Genomic DNA, 15,380 nt, shown 5'->3' with positions numbered 1-15,380 from the left:
AACCCGAAAATTTAGTCAGGCTGCACAAACATTGCACCAGGAGAGCGCTCCCGCTATACAAAGTGACTATGGATCTTCTCGACGCTCGGTTGATCGAATTGCTGGCGGCGGAGCCGCGGGTCGGCGTACTGGAGCTGGCCCGGCGCCTCGGCGTGGCCCGGGGCACCGCGCAGGCACGGCTGGATCGGCTGGTCAGCCGAGGGGTGATCAAGGGATTCGGCCCCGAGATCGACCCCGCGGCGGTCGGGTTCGGGGTCACCTCGTTCGTCACCCTGGAGATCCGTCAGGGCATCGGCGCCACGTCCGCGGGCCGGTCGGCGCATGATGCGGTCACCGAGCACCTGACGACGATCCCGGAGGTCCTGGAGGCGCACACGATCACCGGCTCCGGCGATCTGCTCTGCCGGATCGTCGCGCGTTCCAACGCGGATCTGCAGCGCGTGATCGATCTCATCGTCTCCTACCAGGGGATCGTTCGCGCATCGACGATCATCGCGCTCGCCGAGCAGATTCCCTACCGCGTATTACCACTGGTGGAGTCGTGCGTGGAGTAACTACTGTGGCCGGGTGGCCAAGGGGAGGGCGACCTCGGGCTGGCTGACCGCCGCCCTCGTGGTGCTGATCGTGCTGGTCAGCACCGGCGTATGGAATCCCTTCCCGGGCATCTGGGACTGGATCAACAGCTCCGCGCCCCTGGCCGACCCCGCACCGAGCTGGCAGAACCGCCTCGGCGGGCGCCCCAAGAACGTCATGGTCGCCGACAACACGGTCATCATCGAGCAGCCCGACTCCGTCGAGGCCCGCAGCCTGATCACCGGGGTCTCGCTCTGGAAGCAGCCGGCCGACTGGACCGCGGTCGCCGGGCCGACCGGCCGGACCGTCGTCATCACCGGCAAGCTGCTCACCAAGGGCTACACGGTCTGGGAACCCCGCACCGGCCGCCAGCTCCGCGTCGACACCCGCGCGTCGGCCGTCTGGACGTGGTCCAACGCCATGCTCGACGTCGCCTGCAGCCAGCCGCAGAGCTGCCGCCTGACCGCACGGGAGCCCGCCAGCGGCGACGAGCTGTGGCAGATCGAGCTGCCCGGCATCGGTTTCGTGCTCTTCGCCGACAACCCGAGCCTGCTCGGCAGCAAACCGCTGGAGACCGACTCCGCCGCCGACTTCCTCGGCGGTCCCGGCCTCATGCCGAAGCTGCTCGGATTCGAGATCGACGGCAAGGTCCAGGTGGTCGACACGGTCGAGGGCCAGCGCCTCCCCGAGGTCCAACCCGACCGGCACGAGCAGATCATCGTCGCCGGCGGCCGGGTGCTGCACAGCGTCGCCACGGTCAGCCAGACCGGCTGCGTGCTGAGCCTCGTCGGCCGAGACGCCGTCAACGGCACGGTGGTCTGGCAGCGCAAGGGCTACAACCTGCGCACGATCTCCGGCGCGGGCTGCGATCAACCCCGCGAGCCGGTCGGGGGCGGCAGCGCCGTCGTCGCCGTGCGCCCCGACGGACGCGAGGCCCTCCTCGACGGGTACGACGGGCGAGAAGTCCTCACCACCGGTGCGGGCGAGCGGATCCTCGGCACCGACGGGATCCACGCCGTGGTGCTCGCGAAGGACGGGCGGCGCGTTCGGGCGTACCTGCTGGGGGACCCGGACCCGCTGTGGACCCGCGCGGTGCACGACGGCGCCGAGGCGGCGGTGAGCGCGACCGCGATTGTGATCTTCGACCGTGGCCCGGATCGCATCATCGCCGTGGAGCCCGCGACGGGTGTGATCTTCGTCCAGGCCAACAGCGACGCCCGAGCGCTCGCGGTCTCGCCCGGCGGGCTGCTCGTCGGCGACCGCCGCGACCTGGGATTGATCATCTTCGGTGGACCGGCGCTGCAACCACTGCCGACGCCGTCGGACGCGGGCGGTTCGTCAAGGATGCCGGGCCGCGAAATCCCTTCCTGACCCCCGGGTAATCTCGAATGATGGGTTCCGCAGAATTCGCCTACTCGCCGCTGCTTCCGCTCACCCCGGACGCGACCGACTACCGCCTCGTCAGTGACGAGGGCGTCGACGTCGTCAAGGGGCCCGGCGGCCGCGAATTCCTGACCGTCGACGCCAACGTGCTCACGCAGCTCACGGCCGAGGCGATGCACGACATCGCACACTTCCTGCGCCCGGCGCACCTCGCCCAGCTCCGCTCGATCATCGACGACCCGCTGGCCTCGCCGAACGACCGGTTCGTCGCGATGGATCTGCTGCGCAACGCCAACATCGCCGCCGGTGGCGTCCTGCCGATGTGCCAGGACACGGGTACGGCGATCGTGATGGGCAAGCGCGGCCGCCACGTGCTCACCGACGGCACCGACGAGCCGGCGATCGCGCGCGGCGTCTTCGAGGCTTACACCAAGCTCAACCTGCGCTATTCGCAGCTCGCCCCGCTCACCACGTGGGAGGAGCGCAACACGGGCACCAACCTGCCCGCGCAGATCGACATCTTCGCCGAGGACCCGGACGGGCACCCCGATGCCTACAAGCTGCTCTTCATGGCCAAGGGCGGCGGCTCGGCCAACAAGTCCTACCTCTTCCAGGAGACGAAGGCACTGCTCAACCCCACGTCGATGATGCGCTTTCTGGAGGAGAAGCTGCGCAACATCGGCACGAGCGCCTGCCCGCCCTATCACCTCGCCATCGTCATCGGCGGCACCAGCGCCGAGCACGCCCTCAAGACCGCGAAGCTCGCCTCCGCGAAATACCTCGACGGCCTGCCCACCACCGGGTCGATGCTCGCGCACGGCTTCCGCGACGTGGAGCTGGAGGCGGAGGTGCTGGAGCTCACCCGCCAGTTCGGCATCGGCGCCCAGTTCGGCGGCCGCTACTTCTGCCACGACGTGCGGGTCGTCCGGCTGCCCCGGCACGGCGCCTCCTGCCCGGTCGCGATCGCGGTCTCCTGCTCCGCCGACCGCCAGGCGCTCGCGAAGATCACGCCGTCGGGGGTCTGGCTGGAGCGGCTGGAGACCGACCCGGCCCGCTTCCTGCCCGCCGTCACCGACGAGGACCTCGAAACGTCCGAGGGCGCCGTCAAGATCGATCTCAACCGGCCGATGCCGGAGATCCTGGCCGAGCTGACGAAATACCCCGTCAAGACCCGGCTCTCGCTCAGCGGTCCGCTCGTAGTCGCCCGTGACATCGCCCACGCGAAGATCGCCGAGCGGCTCGACGCCGGTGAGCCGATGCCGCAGTACCTGCGCGACCACGCCGTCTACTACGCCGGTCCGGCCAAGACGCCCGAGGGATACGCGTCGGGCTCCTTCGGACCCACCACCGCCGGGCGGATGGATGCCTACGTGGAGAAGTTCCAGGCGGCCGGGGGCTCGCTCGTCATGCTCGCCAAGGGCAACCGGTCCGGCCAGGTGACCCGGGCGTGCGAGTCGCACGGCGGGTTCTATCTCGGCTCGATCGGCGGCCCGGCGGCCCGGCTGGCTCAGGACTGCATCAAGCACGTCGAGGTCCTGGAGTACGCCGAGCTCGGCATGGAGGCCGTCTGGAAGATCGAGGTCGAGGACTTCCCCGCCTTCATCGTCGTCGACGACAAGGGCAACGACTTCTTCGCCGCGACCTCCCAGCCGGTGCTGACGGTCGGCCGCCGCTGACCCCGGTCGCTTGCTTGCTGCGTGGCAACCCAAGATCGCCGCAACTCTTCAAGAGTTGGTCCTAACGGGTTTTAGGACCAACTCTTGAAGAGTTGCGGCGATCTTGGTGTTAGGCGAGGGCTGTGCCGATGGCCGTGGCGGCGGCGGTGACCAGCTTGCCGACCTGGTTGACGTCGAGGGGCGTCAGGGAGACGACGCCGACGCTCGCGGCCATGCCGGCCACGCCCAGGACGGGGGCGGCGATGCCGAAGGCGCCGTCCTGCAGCTCGCCGAGCGACGTGCAGAGTTCGCCGGTGAGGATCGCCCGGCCCGCCGCGCCCCGCTCCAGCTGGTGTCGGGAACCCGATCGATAGGCGACATGGAACACCGTCGAGGTGGGCTCCACCACGGCGACCGCGACCGCTTCGGCGCCGTCCGCGACGGTGAGGTGAGCCGTGGCCCCGACCTGCTCGGCGAGGCGGCGCAGCGCCGGCAGGGCGGCGTCGGCGAGCAGCGGTTGAGCGCGCCGGGCCAGGTGGACCAGGCCGACGCCGACGAGGAGGCGGCCGTTGTCGGCGCGCCGGAGCATCGCGTGCTCGACGAGGGTGGCGGTGAGCCGGTAGATGACCGCGCGACCCACCCCGAGCCGTTGGGAGGCTTCGGTCACGGTGAGGCCGCCCGGCGTCTCAGCGACGAGCGTGAGCAGGCGTAAGCCGCGATCGAGGGTCTGTGCGGTATCCATGAGGGCCTTGCGCACCTACTCCGACTATCCTTGCAGGGTGACGCTGAGACTCTACGACACTGCGACCCGAGCGGTCCGCGACTTCGTGCCGCGCATAGCTGGTCAAGCGTCGATCTATCTCTGTGGTCTCACAGTGCAGTCCGAGCCGCACATCGGGCACCTTCGCTCCGGCGTCAACTATGACGTCCTGCGTCGCTGGATGATCCAGGGCGGCCTTGAGGTCACCTTTATCCGCAACATCACCGACATCGACGACAAGGTGCTGGCGAAGGCGATCGAGCGGGATCGCCCGTTCTGGTCCATCGCCTACGCCAACGAGGTCGTGCTCAGCGGGGTCTACCGGGCGCTCAACGTGCTGCCGCCGACCTACGAGCCACGTGCCACGGGTCACATCACGCAGATGTTCGAGCTGATCGAGACCCTGATCGCCGGCGGGCACGCCTACGCCTCGGCCGACGGGTGCGGGGATGTCTACTTCGCCGTGGGGTCCTTCCCGGCGTACGGGAAGCTGTCCGGACAGCGGCCCGACGAGATGCAGGCGGCGACGGACGGCCCGGAGCGCGCGAAGCGTGATCCTCGTGACTTCGCGCTCTGGAAGGGCGCCAAGCCCGACGAGCCGCAGGACGCCTACTGGCCCTCGCCGTGGGGGGTCGGCCGCCCAGGTTGGCACATCGAGTGCTCGGCGATGGTGCAGCGTTATCTGGGTGACGAGTTCGACATCCACGGCGGCGGTCTCGACCTGGTCTTCCCGCACCACGAGAACGAGGTCGCCCAGTCGCAGGCGGCGGGGCTGCCCTTCGCCCGCTTCTGGGTGCACCACGCTCTGCTCAACCTCGGCGACAAGAAGATGGGCAAGTCCACCGGCAACGTCATCAACCTCGACTCGGTGCTGGAGCGGGGCATCCGGCCGATAGAGCTACGCTATTACCTGCTCGCTCCGCACTACCGGGCCCGGATCGACTTCTCCTGGGAGGCGCTCAGCGAGTCGGCCGTCGCTTTCCGCCGGATCGAGGGCTTCGTCGCGCGAGCCACCGAACTGGTCGGCAACGTGGAGCCGGGCGTCCTCCACGCCGACTTCACGGCCGCGATGGACGACGACCTCAACACCTCGGCTGCGCTCGCGGCGCTGCACGAGGTGATCCGTGAGGGCAACACCGCGCTCGCCGAAGGCAACACCAGCGCGGTCGCGGCATCGCTCGCGAGCGTCCGGGCGATGCTCGCGGTGCTCGGCATCGATCCGCTCGCCGAGCCGTGGCGGGACACCACCAGCGGTGGTGACCTGCGCGGTGCCGTGGACGCCCTGGTGGCGCTCGCACTGGAGCAGCGCAAGGCGGCGCGGGATCGCAAGGATTGGGCGGCCGCGGACGCAGTACGTGATCAGTTGAAGCAGGCGGGGATCGTCGTCGAAGACACCCCGCATGGTCCCCGGTGGACCGTAGAGAGTGGACGATAGCGAATGCCCGGCAATTCCCAGCGCCGCAATACCCGGTCGACGTCGAAGAAGGTCGCGACCAAGGGCACCGGCGGCAAGAACAAGGACACCCTGAAGGGGCGCGGCCGCACGCTGCCCGCCGACGAGCGCCCGTGGCACAAGGGCTACTCCGGCACCGAGAAGCTGCCGCAGCGCACCGCGTGGAAGCAGGCGAAAGAGATCCGGGCGGCGGAAGAGGCCGGCACCGTACCCAAGATCGGCAAGCCGGGTACGAAGGACACCACCTGGGGCCGGCTCGGCTCCAACAAGGGCGCGCCGCAGTCGCGGGGAGCCACGACGCGTGGCGGTGCCGCGCCTCGGCGGACCGGTCCCCGGGTCGCCGCCGGCCGCAAGTCCAGCACCCCCAAGGACGCTCCCGAGCTGCTCGTCGGGCGTAACCCGGTCGTCGAGGCGCTGCGCGCCAACATCCCGGCCACCGCGCTCTACGTCGCTCAGGGCATCGAGATCGACGACCGGATCACCGAGTCCGTGCGCGCTGCGGGCGACCGCGGCATCGCGCTCATGGAGGTCAGCCGCCAGGAGCTCGACCGGCTCACCGGCGGGATCCTGCACCAGGGCATCGGCCTGCAGGTGCCGCCGTTCGCCTATGAGTCCTTCGAGGACATGCTCGCCAACTCCATGGAGCAGGTCGCGCAGCCGCTGCTCGTCGCGCTCGACGGCGTCACCGACCCGCGCAACCTCGGTGCGGTGATCCGCTCCGCCGCCGCGTTCGGCGCGCACGGGCTCTTCCTGCCCGAACGCCGCTCGGCGGGGATCACGGCGACCGCGTGGCGTACGAGTGCCGGTGCCGCCGCCCGCCTGCCGATCGCTCACGTCACCAACCTCACCCGGGCGCTCAAGCGGGTGCAGGAGATGGGCTTCGTCGTCGTCGGGCTCGACGCGGACGGCGACACCGACCTCTACCAGCTGGAGGCGGCGGTCGGCCCGATCGTGATCGTGGTCGGCTCCGAGGGACGCGGGCTGTCCCGCCTCGTCGGCGCCACCTGTGACCTGACGGTCGGCATCCCGATGGTCTCCGACATGGAGTCGCTCAACGCGTCGGTGGCCGCAGCGGTCACCCTCGCCGAGGTGGCCCGCCGCCGATCCGCCTGACGCACCGGTTCGTCTCGCCGATAGCCGCAACTCTTCAAGAGTTGCGGCTATCGCTGTCTACAACTGTCCGTCCACGGTTCCCCAAGATCGCCGCAACTCTTCATGAGTTGGTCCTAAAACCCCGTTAGGACCAACTCTTGAAGAGTTGCGGCGATCTTGGGGCTAGGAGCTGGCGGGTGGGCGGGTCATGGCGAGCACGTCGAGGGCGGTGTCGAGGGCCTCCTCGGTCAGCTTGGCCGGGACGTGACCGCGCTCGATGACCACCTCGCGGATCGTGCGGCCCTCCTTCAGCGCCTGCTTGGCGATGCTCGCCGCCTCCTCATAACCCAGATGGCGGTTGAGCGGGGTGACGATCGACGGGCTGCCCTCGGCGTACGCCAGGCAGACCTCCTCGTTGGCGACGAGCCCCGCGACGCAGCGGTCGGCGAACAGGCGCGACACGTTGGCGAGCAGCCGGATCGACTCGAGCAGGTTGCGGCCGATCACCGGGAGCATCACGATCAGCTCGAAATCGCCCTGGCTGCCCGCGAAGGCGACCGCCGCGTCGTTGCCGATCACCTGGGCGCAGACCTGGCGAGCCGCCTCGCAGATGACCGGATTCACCTTGCCGGGCATGATCGACGAACCGGGCTGCAGGTCGGGGATGGACAGCTCGCGCAAGCCGGCCCGGGGTCCGGAACCCATCCAGCGGATGTCGTTGGCGATCTTGTAGAGCCCCACCGCGGCGGTCCGGACCATCGCGGACGCCTCCACCAGCGCATCGGCGGAGCCCTGCGCGGCGAAGTGGTCGGCCGCCTCGGTCAGCGGCAGGCCGGTGCGCTCCCGGAGCAGCGAGATCACACCGGCGGCGAAGCCGGGTGCGGTGTTGATGCCGGTGCCGACGGCGGTGCCACCCAGGGGGAGCTCGCCGAGGCGGGACAGGCTCGACTCGATGCGCTCGGCGGCACGGGTGAGCTGGTGGGCGTACCCCCCGAATTCTTGACCGAGGGTGACCGGGGTCGCATCCATGAGGTGGGTGCGGCCGGATTTGACGACCGCCGACCACTCCTGCGACTTGGCGCGCAGCGCCGAGGAGAGATGGCGCAGGGCCGGCAGCAGGTCGCGGGTGATCGCGGTGACGGCGGCCAGGTGGATCGCGGTCGGGAAGACGTCGTTGCTGGACTGGGCCGCGTTGACGTGATCGTTGGGGTGGACCGGTCGGCCGAGCAGATCGGTGGCGAGGCGGGCGATGACCTCGTTGGCGTTCATGTTGGACGAGGTGCCGGAGCCGGTCTGGAAGACGTCGATCGGGAACTGATCGTCGTGCAGACCGTCGGCGACCTCGTCGGCGCAGGCTGCGATCGCTCCCGCGAGGTCCTGCGGCAGCACGCCGAGCGGGCCGTTGACGATTGCCGCCGCAGCCTTGATCGCTCCGAGCGCATGGATGAGGTCGGGCGGCAGGGTCGTGCCGGAGATCGGGAAATTCTCGACCGCTCGCTGAGTTTGTGCTGCCCACAGCGCAGTTGCCGGGACCCTGACCTCGCCCATCGTGTCGTGCTCGATCCGAAACTCCGTCATGCCCTCCATCCTGCCCGCGACTGCGGGTCGGCGCTCGCCTTCGTGGCCTGACACATATGTGGACGCTGTGCGGCAGGCTGGCGCGATGGTGGCGTGCTGGATAGTCTGCTGCGCATGACGAAGCGGATTCTCATGACCGGAGCCTCCGGTGCCGTCGGCACGCTGCTCCGGCCGCTGCTCGCCCGGGAGGGCCGGGTGCTGCGACTGCTCGACATCGTCGAGCCGCCCGCCCTCGACGGGACCGGTGCCGAGGAGAGGATCATCGCTTCCGTCACCGACGCGGACGCGGTGCTCGACGCCTGCCGTGATGTCGACGCCGTCCTGCACCTCGGTGGGCAGAGCGTCGAATCCACCCTCGACATCGTCATCGAGCGCAACCTGCGGGGCACGATGACACTGCTGGAGGCGATCCGGCTGGCCGGCGTGCCCCGGATCATCCTCGCCTCCTCCAACCATGCCGCCGGGTTCCACCTGCGCGGCGGCGGACCGCTCGCCGCGGACATCGCCGCGCGCCCGGACACCCTCTACGGCTGGAGCAAGGCGGCGATCGAGAGCGCGGCCCGGCTCTATCACGACCGGTACGGGCTGGAGGTGCTCTGCGTGCGGATCGGCGCCCTCTATGCCACACCGATCCCGATGGGCCTGCGCGGGCTGGCCACCTGGCTCTCGCCCACCGATGCGCGACGGCTGATCGAGGCCTGCCTGAGCTGCGAGGACCCTGGTTACCGGATGCTCTGGGGTGTCAGCCACAACACGCGGCGCTGGGCGAGTCTCGCGGAGGGGCACGAGATCGGCTACTACCCGGTCGACGACTCGGAGGTCTTCGCGGCCGAGATGATCGCCGCCAACGGGGAGCCGGACTTCGTCAACGACCCCAATCTGACCCGCATCGGCGGCCACTGGTGCGACATCCCGCTCGGGGAGCCGATGCCGTGATGCGGCGCGGCACTCCAGCTTGATCGCGCTGTTTCCCGGAAAGTGGGCCTACGTGCGCCCCCGGTAGGGCCTACTTCCGCGAAACAACGTGATCATGCGGCAGGCGGCGGGTGCTGGGCTCAGCGGATGCCGTGGCGGCGGAGCGTGGTCGCCAGCGCGCCGGCGTGGCGCATGAGGGACTCGGTCACGCGGTCCAACTCCGCGCCGTTGGCGAGATCGGCGGGCATGGAGCAGCTCAGCGCATCCGTCGCGGGGATGCGGTAATCGACGGAGGCGGCCACGCAGGCGACCCCGGTGGTGCCCTGCTCGCGCTCGAAGGCCCAGCCCCTGGTGCGTACCCCCTCGAGCTCCAGAGCCAGCGCGAAGCGTGACGTGATCGTCTGCGGGGTGAGCGCGAGCAGCGTCTCGGGCAGGAGCTTCTCGACCTCGTCGCCGGTGAGCTGCGCGAGCAGCGCCTGGCCGAGCGCGGTGAGGTGCGCGGGGAGCTTGCGGCCGACGCGGGAGACGACGTGCCGGGCCTCGCGCGCCTCGCGACTGGCGAGGTAGAGGACCTCGGCACCGTCGCGCCGCGCGTAGTGCACGGTGTAGCCGATCTCGGCGCGGAGATCCTCCAGCGCTTCGAGGGCGAAGGGCAGGGCCAGATCTCGATCGAGGTACGCCGTCCCGGCGAGCAGCGCGTGCGGACCGACGCCGAACGCGGACCCGGACTCGTCGGCCTCGACCCACTTGAGCTCCCGCAACGTGCGGACCAGCGCGTGCAGGCTGGACCGCGGATAGCCCATCCGCTCCTGGAGCTGCGACAACGTCAGGCGCGTCGGCGAGGCGGCGAGCGTCTCCAGGATGGCGACGGTGCGCTCCGCGGATTTGACGGGGGAGATCTCGTTCATGGCGGTCCACCTTCGGCAGTTGACCGCCACTCTAGCGGACGATAACTTGTGGTTGCGAGGCTTACACATCCGCAGATATTGTCCACATATGTAGATTGGACCGTCATGCGACTCACCGGGCTGCTCTCCTTCCCGTTGACGCCCTTCGACGCCGACGATCGCGTTGACCTGCGCGTCTTCGCCGAGCACCTGGAGGCGCAGATCGCCGCCGGGCCGAGCGGGCTCTTCGTCGCCTGCGGCACCGGCGAGTTCACCGCGCTCGACCGCGACGAATACAGATCGCTCGTCACGACGGCCGTGGGCGTTTCCGCAGGACGCGTGCCGGTCTTCGCGGGTGCCGGCGGCGGTCCCCGGTCCGCGCGGGAGTTCGCGCAGATCGCGGCGGAGTCCGGTGCCGACGGGCTGCTGCTGCTCCCGCCCTACCTCGTCGCCTCGACACCGGCCGGACTCGTGCGGCACGTGCGCTTCGTCGCCGAGGGCACGTCGCTGCCGATCACCGTCTATCAGCGGGCCAACGCCGTGCTCAACCCGGCAGCCGCCGTGGACCTCCTCGACATCCCGACCGTCGTCGGGATCAAGGACGGCATCGGCGACGTCGACGCGATGCTGCGCATCGTCACCGCGATCCGGACCAGCGGGCACCCCCGGGCCGAGGAGTTCGGCTTCCTCAACGGCCTGCCCACCGCCGAGTTGAGTGTTCGGGCCTATGAGGCGATCGGCGTCGACAGCTACTCATCGGCGGTGCTCTGCTTCGCGCCCGACATCGCCACCGCGTTCCACCGAGCGGTCCGCAGCGGCGACGAGGCGACGCAGCGGGTGCTGCTGGCGGAGTTCTACCTGCCCTTCGTCGCGCTGCGGGACCGGGTGCCCGGCTATGCGGTCGCGCTGGTCAAGGCCGGTGCTCAGCTCGCCGGCCTCGCCGTCGGGTCGGTCCGCCCGCCGCTGATCGACGCGTCGCCCGAGCACGTGTCAGACCTGGCGGGCATCCTGGAGCGTGGCCGCAAGGCGTTGGAGGGAGTCGCATGACGAGGATCCGCGAGGTCAGGATCACCCCGATCGCGTTCCCCGACCCGCCGCTGCTCAACGCCGTCGGCTGCCACGAGCCGTGGGCCCTGCGCACCATCGTGGAGCTGGAGACCGACGACGGGCTCATCGGGCTCGGCGAGACCTATGGCGACGCGCCGCACGTGGCGCTGCTACGCCGGGTCGCGCCGGAGCTCATCGGGGTCGACCCGTTTCAGACCGGGCAGCTCCGATCCATCGTGGACGCGATGCTCGGCGTCACCGACGCACCCGATCTGCACGGCCTCACCGGTGGTTCCAGCCCGATCAAGACCGCGCTGCGGGTCTTCGCCACCTTCGAGGTCGCCTGCCTCGACCTGCAGGGCCAGGCGATCGGGCGGCCCGTGCACGACCTGCTCGGCGGCAAGGTGCGCGACGCGGTGCCCTTCTCCGCCTACCTCTTCTACAAGTGGGCCGGGCACCCCGATGCCGAGCCCGATGCCTTCGGAGCAGCGCTCGACCCCGCGGGGATCGTCGCGCAGGCGCGGACCCTGATCGAGGCGCACGGCTTCCAGTCGATCAAGCTCAAGGGCGGGGTCTTCCCGCCGGACGAGGAGCTCGACGCGGTGCGGGGGCTGCGGGCTGCCTTCCCCGCGATGCCCCTGCGCATCGACCCCAACGCGGCCTGGAGTGTCGAGACCTCCCGCCGGGTCGCCGCGGAGACGCAGGGCCTGCTCGAATACCTGGAGGACCCGACCGAGGGGCTCGCCGGGATGGCCGCCGTCGCGCAGACCGCGACGATGCCGCTCGCCACCAATATGTGCGTCGTCGCCTTCGACCACCTGCCCGAGGCCGTCGAGCGCGGATCGGTGCAGGTCATCCTGTCCGACCACCACTACTGGGGCGGGCTGCGGCAGTCGGTGCGGCTCGCCGGGATCTGCGAGACGTGGGGGCTCGGCGTCTCCATGCACTCCAACAGCCACCTCGGGATCAGCCTCGCCGCGATGACCCACCTCGGCGCGGCGCTGCCGCAGCTCAGCTATGCCGCCGACACCCACACGCCGTGGCAGCTCGGGCTCGACGTGGTGGAGCGGCCGCTGCGCTTCGTCGACGGCGCCGTGCCCGTGCCGACCGGGCCGGGGCTCGGGGTCACGCTCGATCGCGACATGCTCGCCCGGCTGCACGAGAACTACGTCCGGGTGGGGATCACCGCCCGTGACGACACCGGCTACATGCGTCGGCTGCAGCCCGGCTTCGATCCTGCGCGGCCCCGGTGGTGAGCTTCTCGGGGCACGCCTACCCCTGGGACGTGCTGGGGGACCCCGCCTTCGTCGATCGGGTGGGCGCGCTCGGAGTCGACCGGGTCACGCTCGCGGCCGCCTACCACTCGATCCGGGCCGCCACCCCGCTCCACCCCTCCCATCAGGTGGTCGACGGACCCTATGCGGCGCTCTACCGCCCCGTGCGGGAGGAGATCTGGGGAGGCCGGCGGCTGCGGCCGCTCGCACCCCGGTGGACGACCGCACCGGACCCGTTCGGCACCGCCGCGGCGACCCTGACCGAGGCCGGCCTGTCTGTCAGCGCCTGGATCGTGCTCACACACAACACCCGGCTCGGCACCGAGTTTCCCCAGCTCAGCGTCGTCAACTGCTATGGCGACCGCTATTCTTACGCGCTCTGCCCGGCCTCGGCCGAGGTGCGGGACTTCGCGGCGACGCTCGCGGCCGAGGCGGTGCGGGACACTCCCGTCGAGGCCGTCTCGATCGAGGCCTGCGGGCAGCTCGGCATCGTCCACCTCGGCCACCACGACAAGACCGACGGCGCCTTCAGCCCGCATGCTCAGCGAATCCTCTCCATCTGCTGCTGCGGCGCCTGCCGCCACGCGTGGTCCGAGCACGGGCTCGAGCCCGGCCGCGTCGTCGACCGGCTCCGGGCCGCCGTGCACGGCGAGCTCGAACCCACGCTGGCCGACGCGCTCCTCCAGCTCCGGCACGCGGCCGCCGACGAGCTGCGGCGCCAGGTCCTCTCGGCGGTACGCGAACAGGCCCCCGCCGTCGAGGTCACCCTGCACGCGCACCCGGATCCGTGGGCCACGGGATCGTCCCCGGGACTCGCCGCTTCCTCGCCGGCGGTGGACGCGGTCCTCGTGCCGGCCTGGCCCACCACCGATGCGAGCGTGGACCTGGTGGCGGCGATGGCGGCCCGGGTGGATACGGTGGACGCCTATCTGACGGTCCTCCCACCGGCGGATCCGGATGTCGTGGTCGAGCACGGTCGGCGCCTCGTCGCCGCCGGTGCGCAGCGGTTGAGCCTCTATCACCTGGGACTCGCCCCGGCCTCGCGGCAGCCACTCTTCGCCCAGCTCATCTCGGCACTCTCGGGAGGAAACCCATGATCCCCGCCCTCGTCTCCGCAGCCGTCGAGGCCGCACCCGTCCTGGCGTCCTGGACCGGTGCCCAGCGCCGCGACGCCCTCCACGCCGTCGCCGACGCGCTCGCCGGTGCCGCCGACGAGATCATCAAGGTGGTCACCGAGGAGACCGGCCTGACCGTCGCCCGGGTCACCGGCGAGCTCGACCGCACCACCGGACAGCTCCGGCTGCTCGGTGACTTCGTCGCTGCCGGGCGGCACCGCACCGGCCGGAGCTCGCCCGGTGCCGGCCTGGGTGGTGCCGACATCACGCAGGTCGTGGTGCCCCTCGGTCCCGTCGCCGTCTTCGCCGCGTCCAACTTCCCGCTCGCCTTCGGCGTCTGCGGCGGTGACACGGCTGCGGCGCTCGCGGCCGGGTGCCCCGTCATCGTCAAGGCCCACCCGGCGCAGCCGGTCACGTCGCAGCTCATCGCGTCGCTGATCGAGCCCGTGCTGCCGGCGGGCTTCTTCGCGCTCGCCGACGGCGACATCGCCTCGGGCATCGAGCTCGTCACCTCGCCCGGCATCAAGGCGGTCGGGTTCACCGGCTCCTTCCGGGGCGGTAAGGCGCTGATCGACGCCGTGAACACCCGGCCGGACCCGATCCCCGTCTTCGCCGAGATGGGCTCGATCAACCCGGTCTTCGTGCTGCCCGGTGCTGCTGCCGAGCTCGATCGGGTCGCGGCGCTCGCTGCTGCGGTCACCGGCTCCTGCGGGCAGCTCTGCACCAAACCCGGCCTGATCGTGGTCCCCCGATCCGACGAAGGTGACATCTTCGCCGGTGAGCTTGCGACGGCGGTCGGGCGGGTGGAGGTCCATCGGATGCTCACCGAAGGCATGGCCGCCGCCCACGCCGAGTGGATCCGAACCGCCGCGGACAAGGTCGGTATCGAGATCATCGTGGGGTCGGGATCACCGTCGCCGGTCGCGGTGATCACGCCGGTTGCCGAGCCGGACTTGCTGGAGGAGCACTTCGGGCCGTCCGTGGTGGTGCTCTCGATCCCGGTCGAGTCGTTCCTGAAGTTCGCCGGATCGCTGGAGGGCCAGCTCACGGCCACTGTGCAGGCCGGTGCCGACGATCACGAGTTGGCGGCCTCGCTGCTGCCGGTGCTGGCGGGCAAGGCCGGGCGCATCGTCTGGAACGCGGTGCCGACCGGAGTGGCCGTCTGCGACGCGATGCTGCACGGTGGACCGTGGCCCGCGACGTCGGCATCGGCGTCCACGTCGGTGGGGACCGCTGCGATCGAGCGCTTCCAGCGGCCGGTGGCGCTACAGGGCGTACCAGAGGAATTGACGTTGGTCTTCGGCGGTTAGAGTCGAGCAGGGCGGTCGAGTCGGTGCGGGCTCGACCGCCCCACCCTCGCTGCCGTAACCGCCGTCGGCCGAACCTGCTTGGAGCCGACGAGGGGACTTGAACCCCTAACCTTCCGATTACAAGTCGGGTGCGCTACCAATTGCGCCACGTCGGCGATGTCGCCTCAGACATGGTACGACGCTCGCCGCAGGCTTCTCCACGGAGATACCTCCACTGAGATGTCCACTTCGTTACCGGGTGTGAGGTTCGGCATACCACATGGTGATCACGGGGCTTGTTACGCGAGCGTAGGGAAGCTATTTTGGCCAAAGACCGGGACCACCTGGTCCCGACCTTT

Annotated in this window: 13 protein-coding genes and 1 tRNA gene; 10 read left to right on the top strand and 4 right to left on the bottom strand. The window is 70.3% G+C overall.

Annotated elements, in window-relative coordinates:
- The first annotated feature begins 68 nt into the window (after nt 1-68).
- From F4553_RS20310 to F4553_RS20300, 3 genes are read left to right on the top strand one after another with little or no spacing between them, the layout of a single operon-like run.
- Nucleotides 69-554: an Lrp/AsnC family transcriptional regulator gene (locus F4553_RS20310; protein WP_184838294.1), complete on the top strand. Its 486-nt coding sequence runs from the start codon at nt 69-71 to the stop codon at nt 552-554.
- Between the two features lie 13 nt (nt 555-567).
- Nucleotides 568-1,944 (top strand): outer membrane protein assembly factor BamB family protein, encoded by a 1,377-nt coding sequence (locus F4553_RS42495; RefSeq protein WP_184838292.1) that lies wholly within the window; start codon nt 568-570, stop codon nt 1,942-1,944.
- Between the two features lie 17 nt (nt 1,945-1,961).
- On the top strand, nt 1,962-3,632 hold the full coding sequence (locus F4553_RS20300) for a fumarate hydratase (protein ID WP_184838290.1): 1,671 nt from the start codon (nt 1,962-1,964) through the stop codon (nt 3,630-3,632).
- A gap of 109 nt (nt 3,633-3,741) precedes the next feature.
- Here F4553_RS20300 and F4553_RS20295 read toward each other — a convergent pair whose 3' ends face one another.
- Nucleotides 3,742-4,353 (bottom strand): helix-turn-helix domain-containing protein, encoded by a 612-nt coding sequence (locus F4553_RS20295; RefSeq protein WP_184838288.1) that lies wholly within the window; start codon nt 4,351-4,353, stop codon nt 3,742-3,744.
- A 37-nt stretch (nt 4,354-4,390) separates the two neighbouring features.
- On the opposite strand from F4553_RS20295, the gene cysS reads away from it, so the two are divergent.
- Entirely contained in the window at nt 4,391-5,806 is a 1,416-nt protein-coding gene (cysS, locus tag F4553_RS20290) for a cysteine--tRNA ligase (RefSeq protein ID WP_184838286.1), read from the top strand.
- Between the two features lie 3 nt (nt 5,807-5,809).
- The gene (gene rlmB / locus F4553_RS20285; RefSeq protein ID WP_184838284.1) at nt 5,810-6,937 is read left to right on the top strand and encodes a 23S rRNA (guanosine(2251)-2'-O)-methyltransferase RlmB; all 1,128 of its coding nucleotides are present in this window, start codon (nt 5,810-5,812) and stop codon (nt 6,935-6,937) included.
- 162 nt (nt 6,938-7,099) lie between these two features.
- On the opposite strand, the gene F4553_RS20280 is transcribed toward rlmB, so the two are convergent.
- Nucleotides 7,100-8,494 carry a class II fumarate hydratase gene (locus F4553_RS20280; RefSeq protein WP_312875278.1) on the bottom strand — a complete coding sequence of 465 codons (1,395 nt, stop codon included), beginning with the start codon at nt 8,492-8,494 and terminating at the stop codon, nt 7,100-7,102.
- A 114-nt stretch (nt 8,495-8,608) separates the two neighbouring features.
- On the opposite strand from F4553_RS20280, the gene F4553_RS20275 reads away from it, so the two are divergent.
- On the top strand, nt 8,609-9,430 hold the full coding sequence (locus F4553_RS20275) for an NAD-dependent epimerase/dehydratase family protein (RefSeq protein WP_184838282.1): 822 nt from the start codon (nt 8,609-8,611) through the stop codon (nt 9,428-9,430).
- A 119-nt stretch (nt 9,431-9,549) separates the two neighbouring features.
- Here F4553_RS20275 and F4553_RS20270 read toward each other — a convergent pair whose 3' ends face one another.
- Nucleotides 9,550-10,317, bottom strand: coding sequence for an IclR family transcriptional regulator (locus F4553_RS20270; RefSeq protein WP_184838280.1), 768 nt, complete (start codon nt 10,315-10,317; stop codon nt 9,550-9,552).
- A 105-nt stretch (nt 10,318-10,422) separates the two neighbouring features.
- Here F4553_RS20270 and F4553_RS20265 point away from each other — a divergent pair, with 105 nt between their 5' ends.
- The 4 genes from F4553_RS20265 to F4553_RS20250 are packed head-to-tail and all read left to right on the top strand — an operon-like array spanning nt 10,423 to nt 15,042.
- Complete coding sequence (locus F4553_RS20265; RefSeq protein ID WP_184838278.1) at nt 10,423-11,343, top strand: 5-dehydro-4-deoxyglucarate dehydratase; 921 nt, start codon at nt 10,423-10,425, stop codon at nt 11,341-11,343.
- Nucleotides 11,340-12,599 (top strand): glucarate dehydratase family protein, encoded by a 1,260-nt coding sequence (locus F4553_RS20260; protein WP_184838276.1) that lies wholly within the window; start codon nt 11,340-11,342, stop codon nt 12,597-12,599. Before F4553_RS20265 ends, F4553_RS20260 begins: the two co-directional genes overlap by 4 nt.
- On the top strand, nt 12,596-13,714 hold the full coding sequence (locus F4553_RS20255) for a hypothetical protein (protein WP_184840952.1): 1,119 nt from the start codon (nt 12,596-12,598) through the stop codon (nt 13,712-13,714). The genes F4553_RS20260 and F4553_RS20255 overlap by 4 nt, the downstream gene beginning before the upstream one ends.
- The gene (locus tag F4553_RS20250; RefSeq protein ID WP_184838274.1) at nt 13,711-15,042 is read left to right on the top strand and encodes an aldehyde dehydrogenase family protein; all 1,332 of its coding nucleotides are present in this window, start codon (nt 13,711-13,713) and stop codon (nt 15,040-15,042) included. The genes F4553_RS20255 and F4553_RS20250 overlap by 4 nt, the downstream gene beginning before the upstream one ends.
- A gap of 79 nt (nt 15,043-15,121) precedes the next feature.
- On the opposite strand, the gene F4553_RS20245 is transcribed toward F4553_RS20250, so the two are convergent.
- A tRNA-Thr gene (locus F4553_RS20245) sits at nt 15,122-15,197 on the bottom strand.
- Between the last annotated feature and the right edge of the window lie 183 nt (nt 15,198-15,380).

Source organism: Allocatelliglobosispora scoriae, assembly GCF_014204945.1.
Lineage (GTDB): Bacteria > Actinomycetota > Actinomycetes > Mycobacteriales > Micromonosporaceae > Allocatelliglobosispora > Allocatelliglobosispora scoriae.
The sequence above is the reverse complement of the archived record's forward strand: the minus strand, read 5'-3'. Positions and strand labels throughout refer to the sequence as shown.

Excerpts from the sequence above, each read along its gene's own strand:
- F4553_RS20310 (WP_184838294.1), top strand. The coding sequence starts at position 69 with ATGGATCTTCTCGACGCTCGGTTGATCGAATTGCTGGCGGCGGAGCCG.
- F4553_RS20300 (WP_184838290.1), top strand. The coding sequence starts at position 1,962 with ATGATGGGTTCCGCAGAATTCGCCTACTCGCCGCTGCTTCCGCTCACC.
- F4553_RS20295 (WP_184838288.1), bottom strand. The coding sequence starts at position 4,353 with ATGGATACCGCACAGACCCTCGATCGCGGCTTACGCCTGCTCACGCTC.
- rlmB (WP_184838284.1), top strand. The coding sequence starts at position 5,810 with ATGCCCGGCAATTCCCAGCGCCGCAATACCCGGTCGACGTCGAAGAAG.
- F4553_RS20280 (WP_312875278.1), bottom strand. The coding sequence starts at position 8,494 with ATGACGGAGTTTCGGATCGAGCACGACACGATGGGCGAGGTCAGGGTC.
- F4553_RS20275 (WP_184838282.1), top strand. The coding sequence starts at position 8,609 with ATGACGAAGCGGATTCTCATGACCGGAGCCTCCGGTGCCGTCGGCACG.
- F4553_RS20270 (WP_184838280.1), bottom strand. The coding sequence starts at position 10,317 with ATGAACGAGATCTCCCCCGTCAAATCCGCGGAGCGCACCGTCGCCATC.
- F4553_RS20265 (WP_184838278.1), top strand. The coding sequence starts at position 10,423 with ATGCGACTCACCGGGCTGCTCTCCTTCCCGTTGACGCCCTTCGACGCC.
- F4553_RS20260 (WP_184838276.1), top strand. The coding sequence starts at position 11,340 with ATGACGAGGATCCGCGAGGTCAGGATCACCCCGATCGCGTTCCCCGAC.
- F4553_RS20250 (WP_184838274.1), top strand. The coding sequence starts at position 13,711 with ATGATCCCCGCCCTCGTCTCCGCAGCCGTCGAGGCCGCACCCGTCCTG.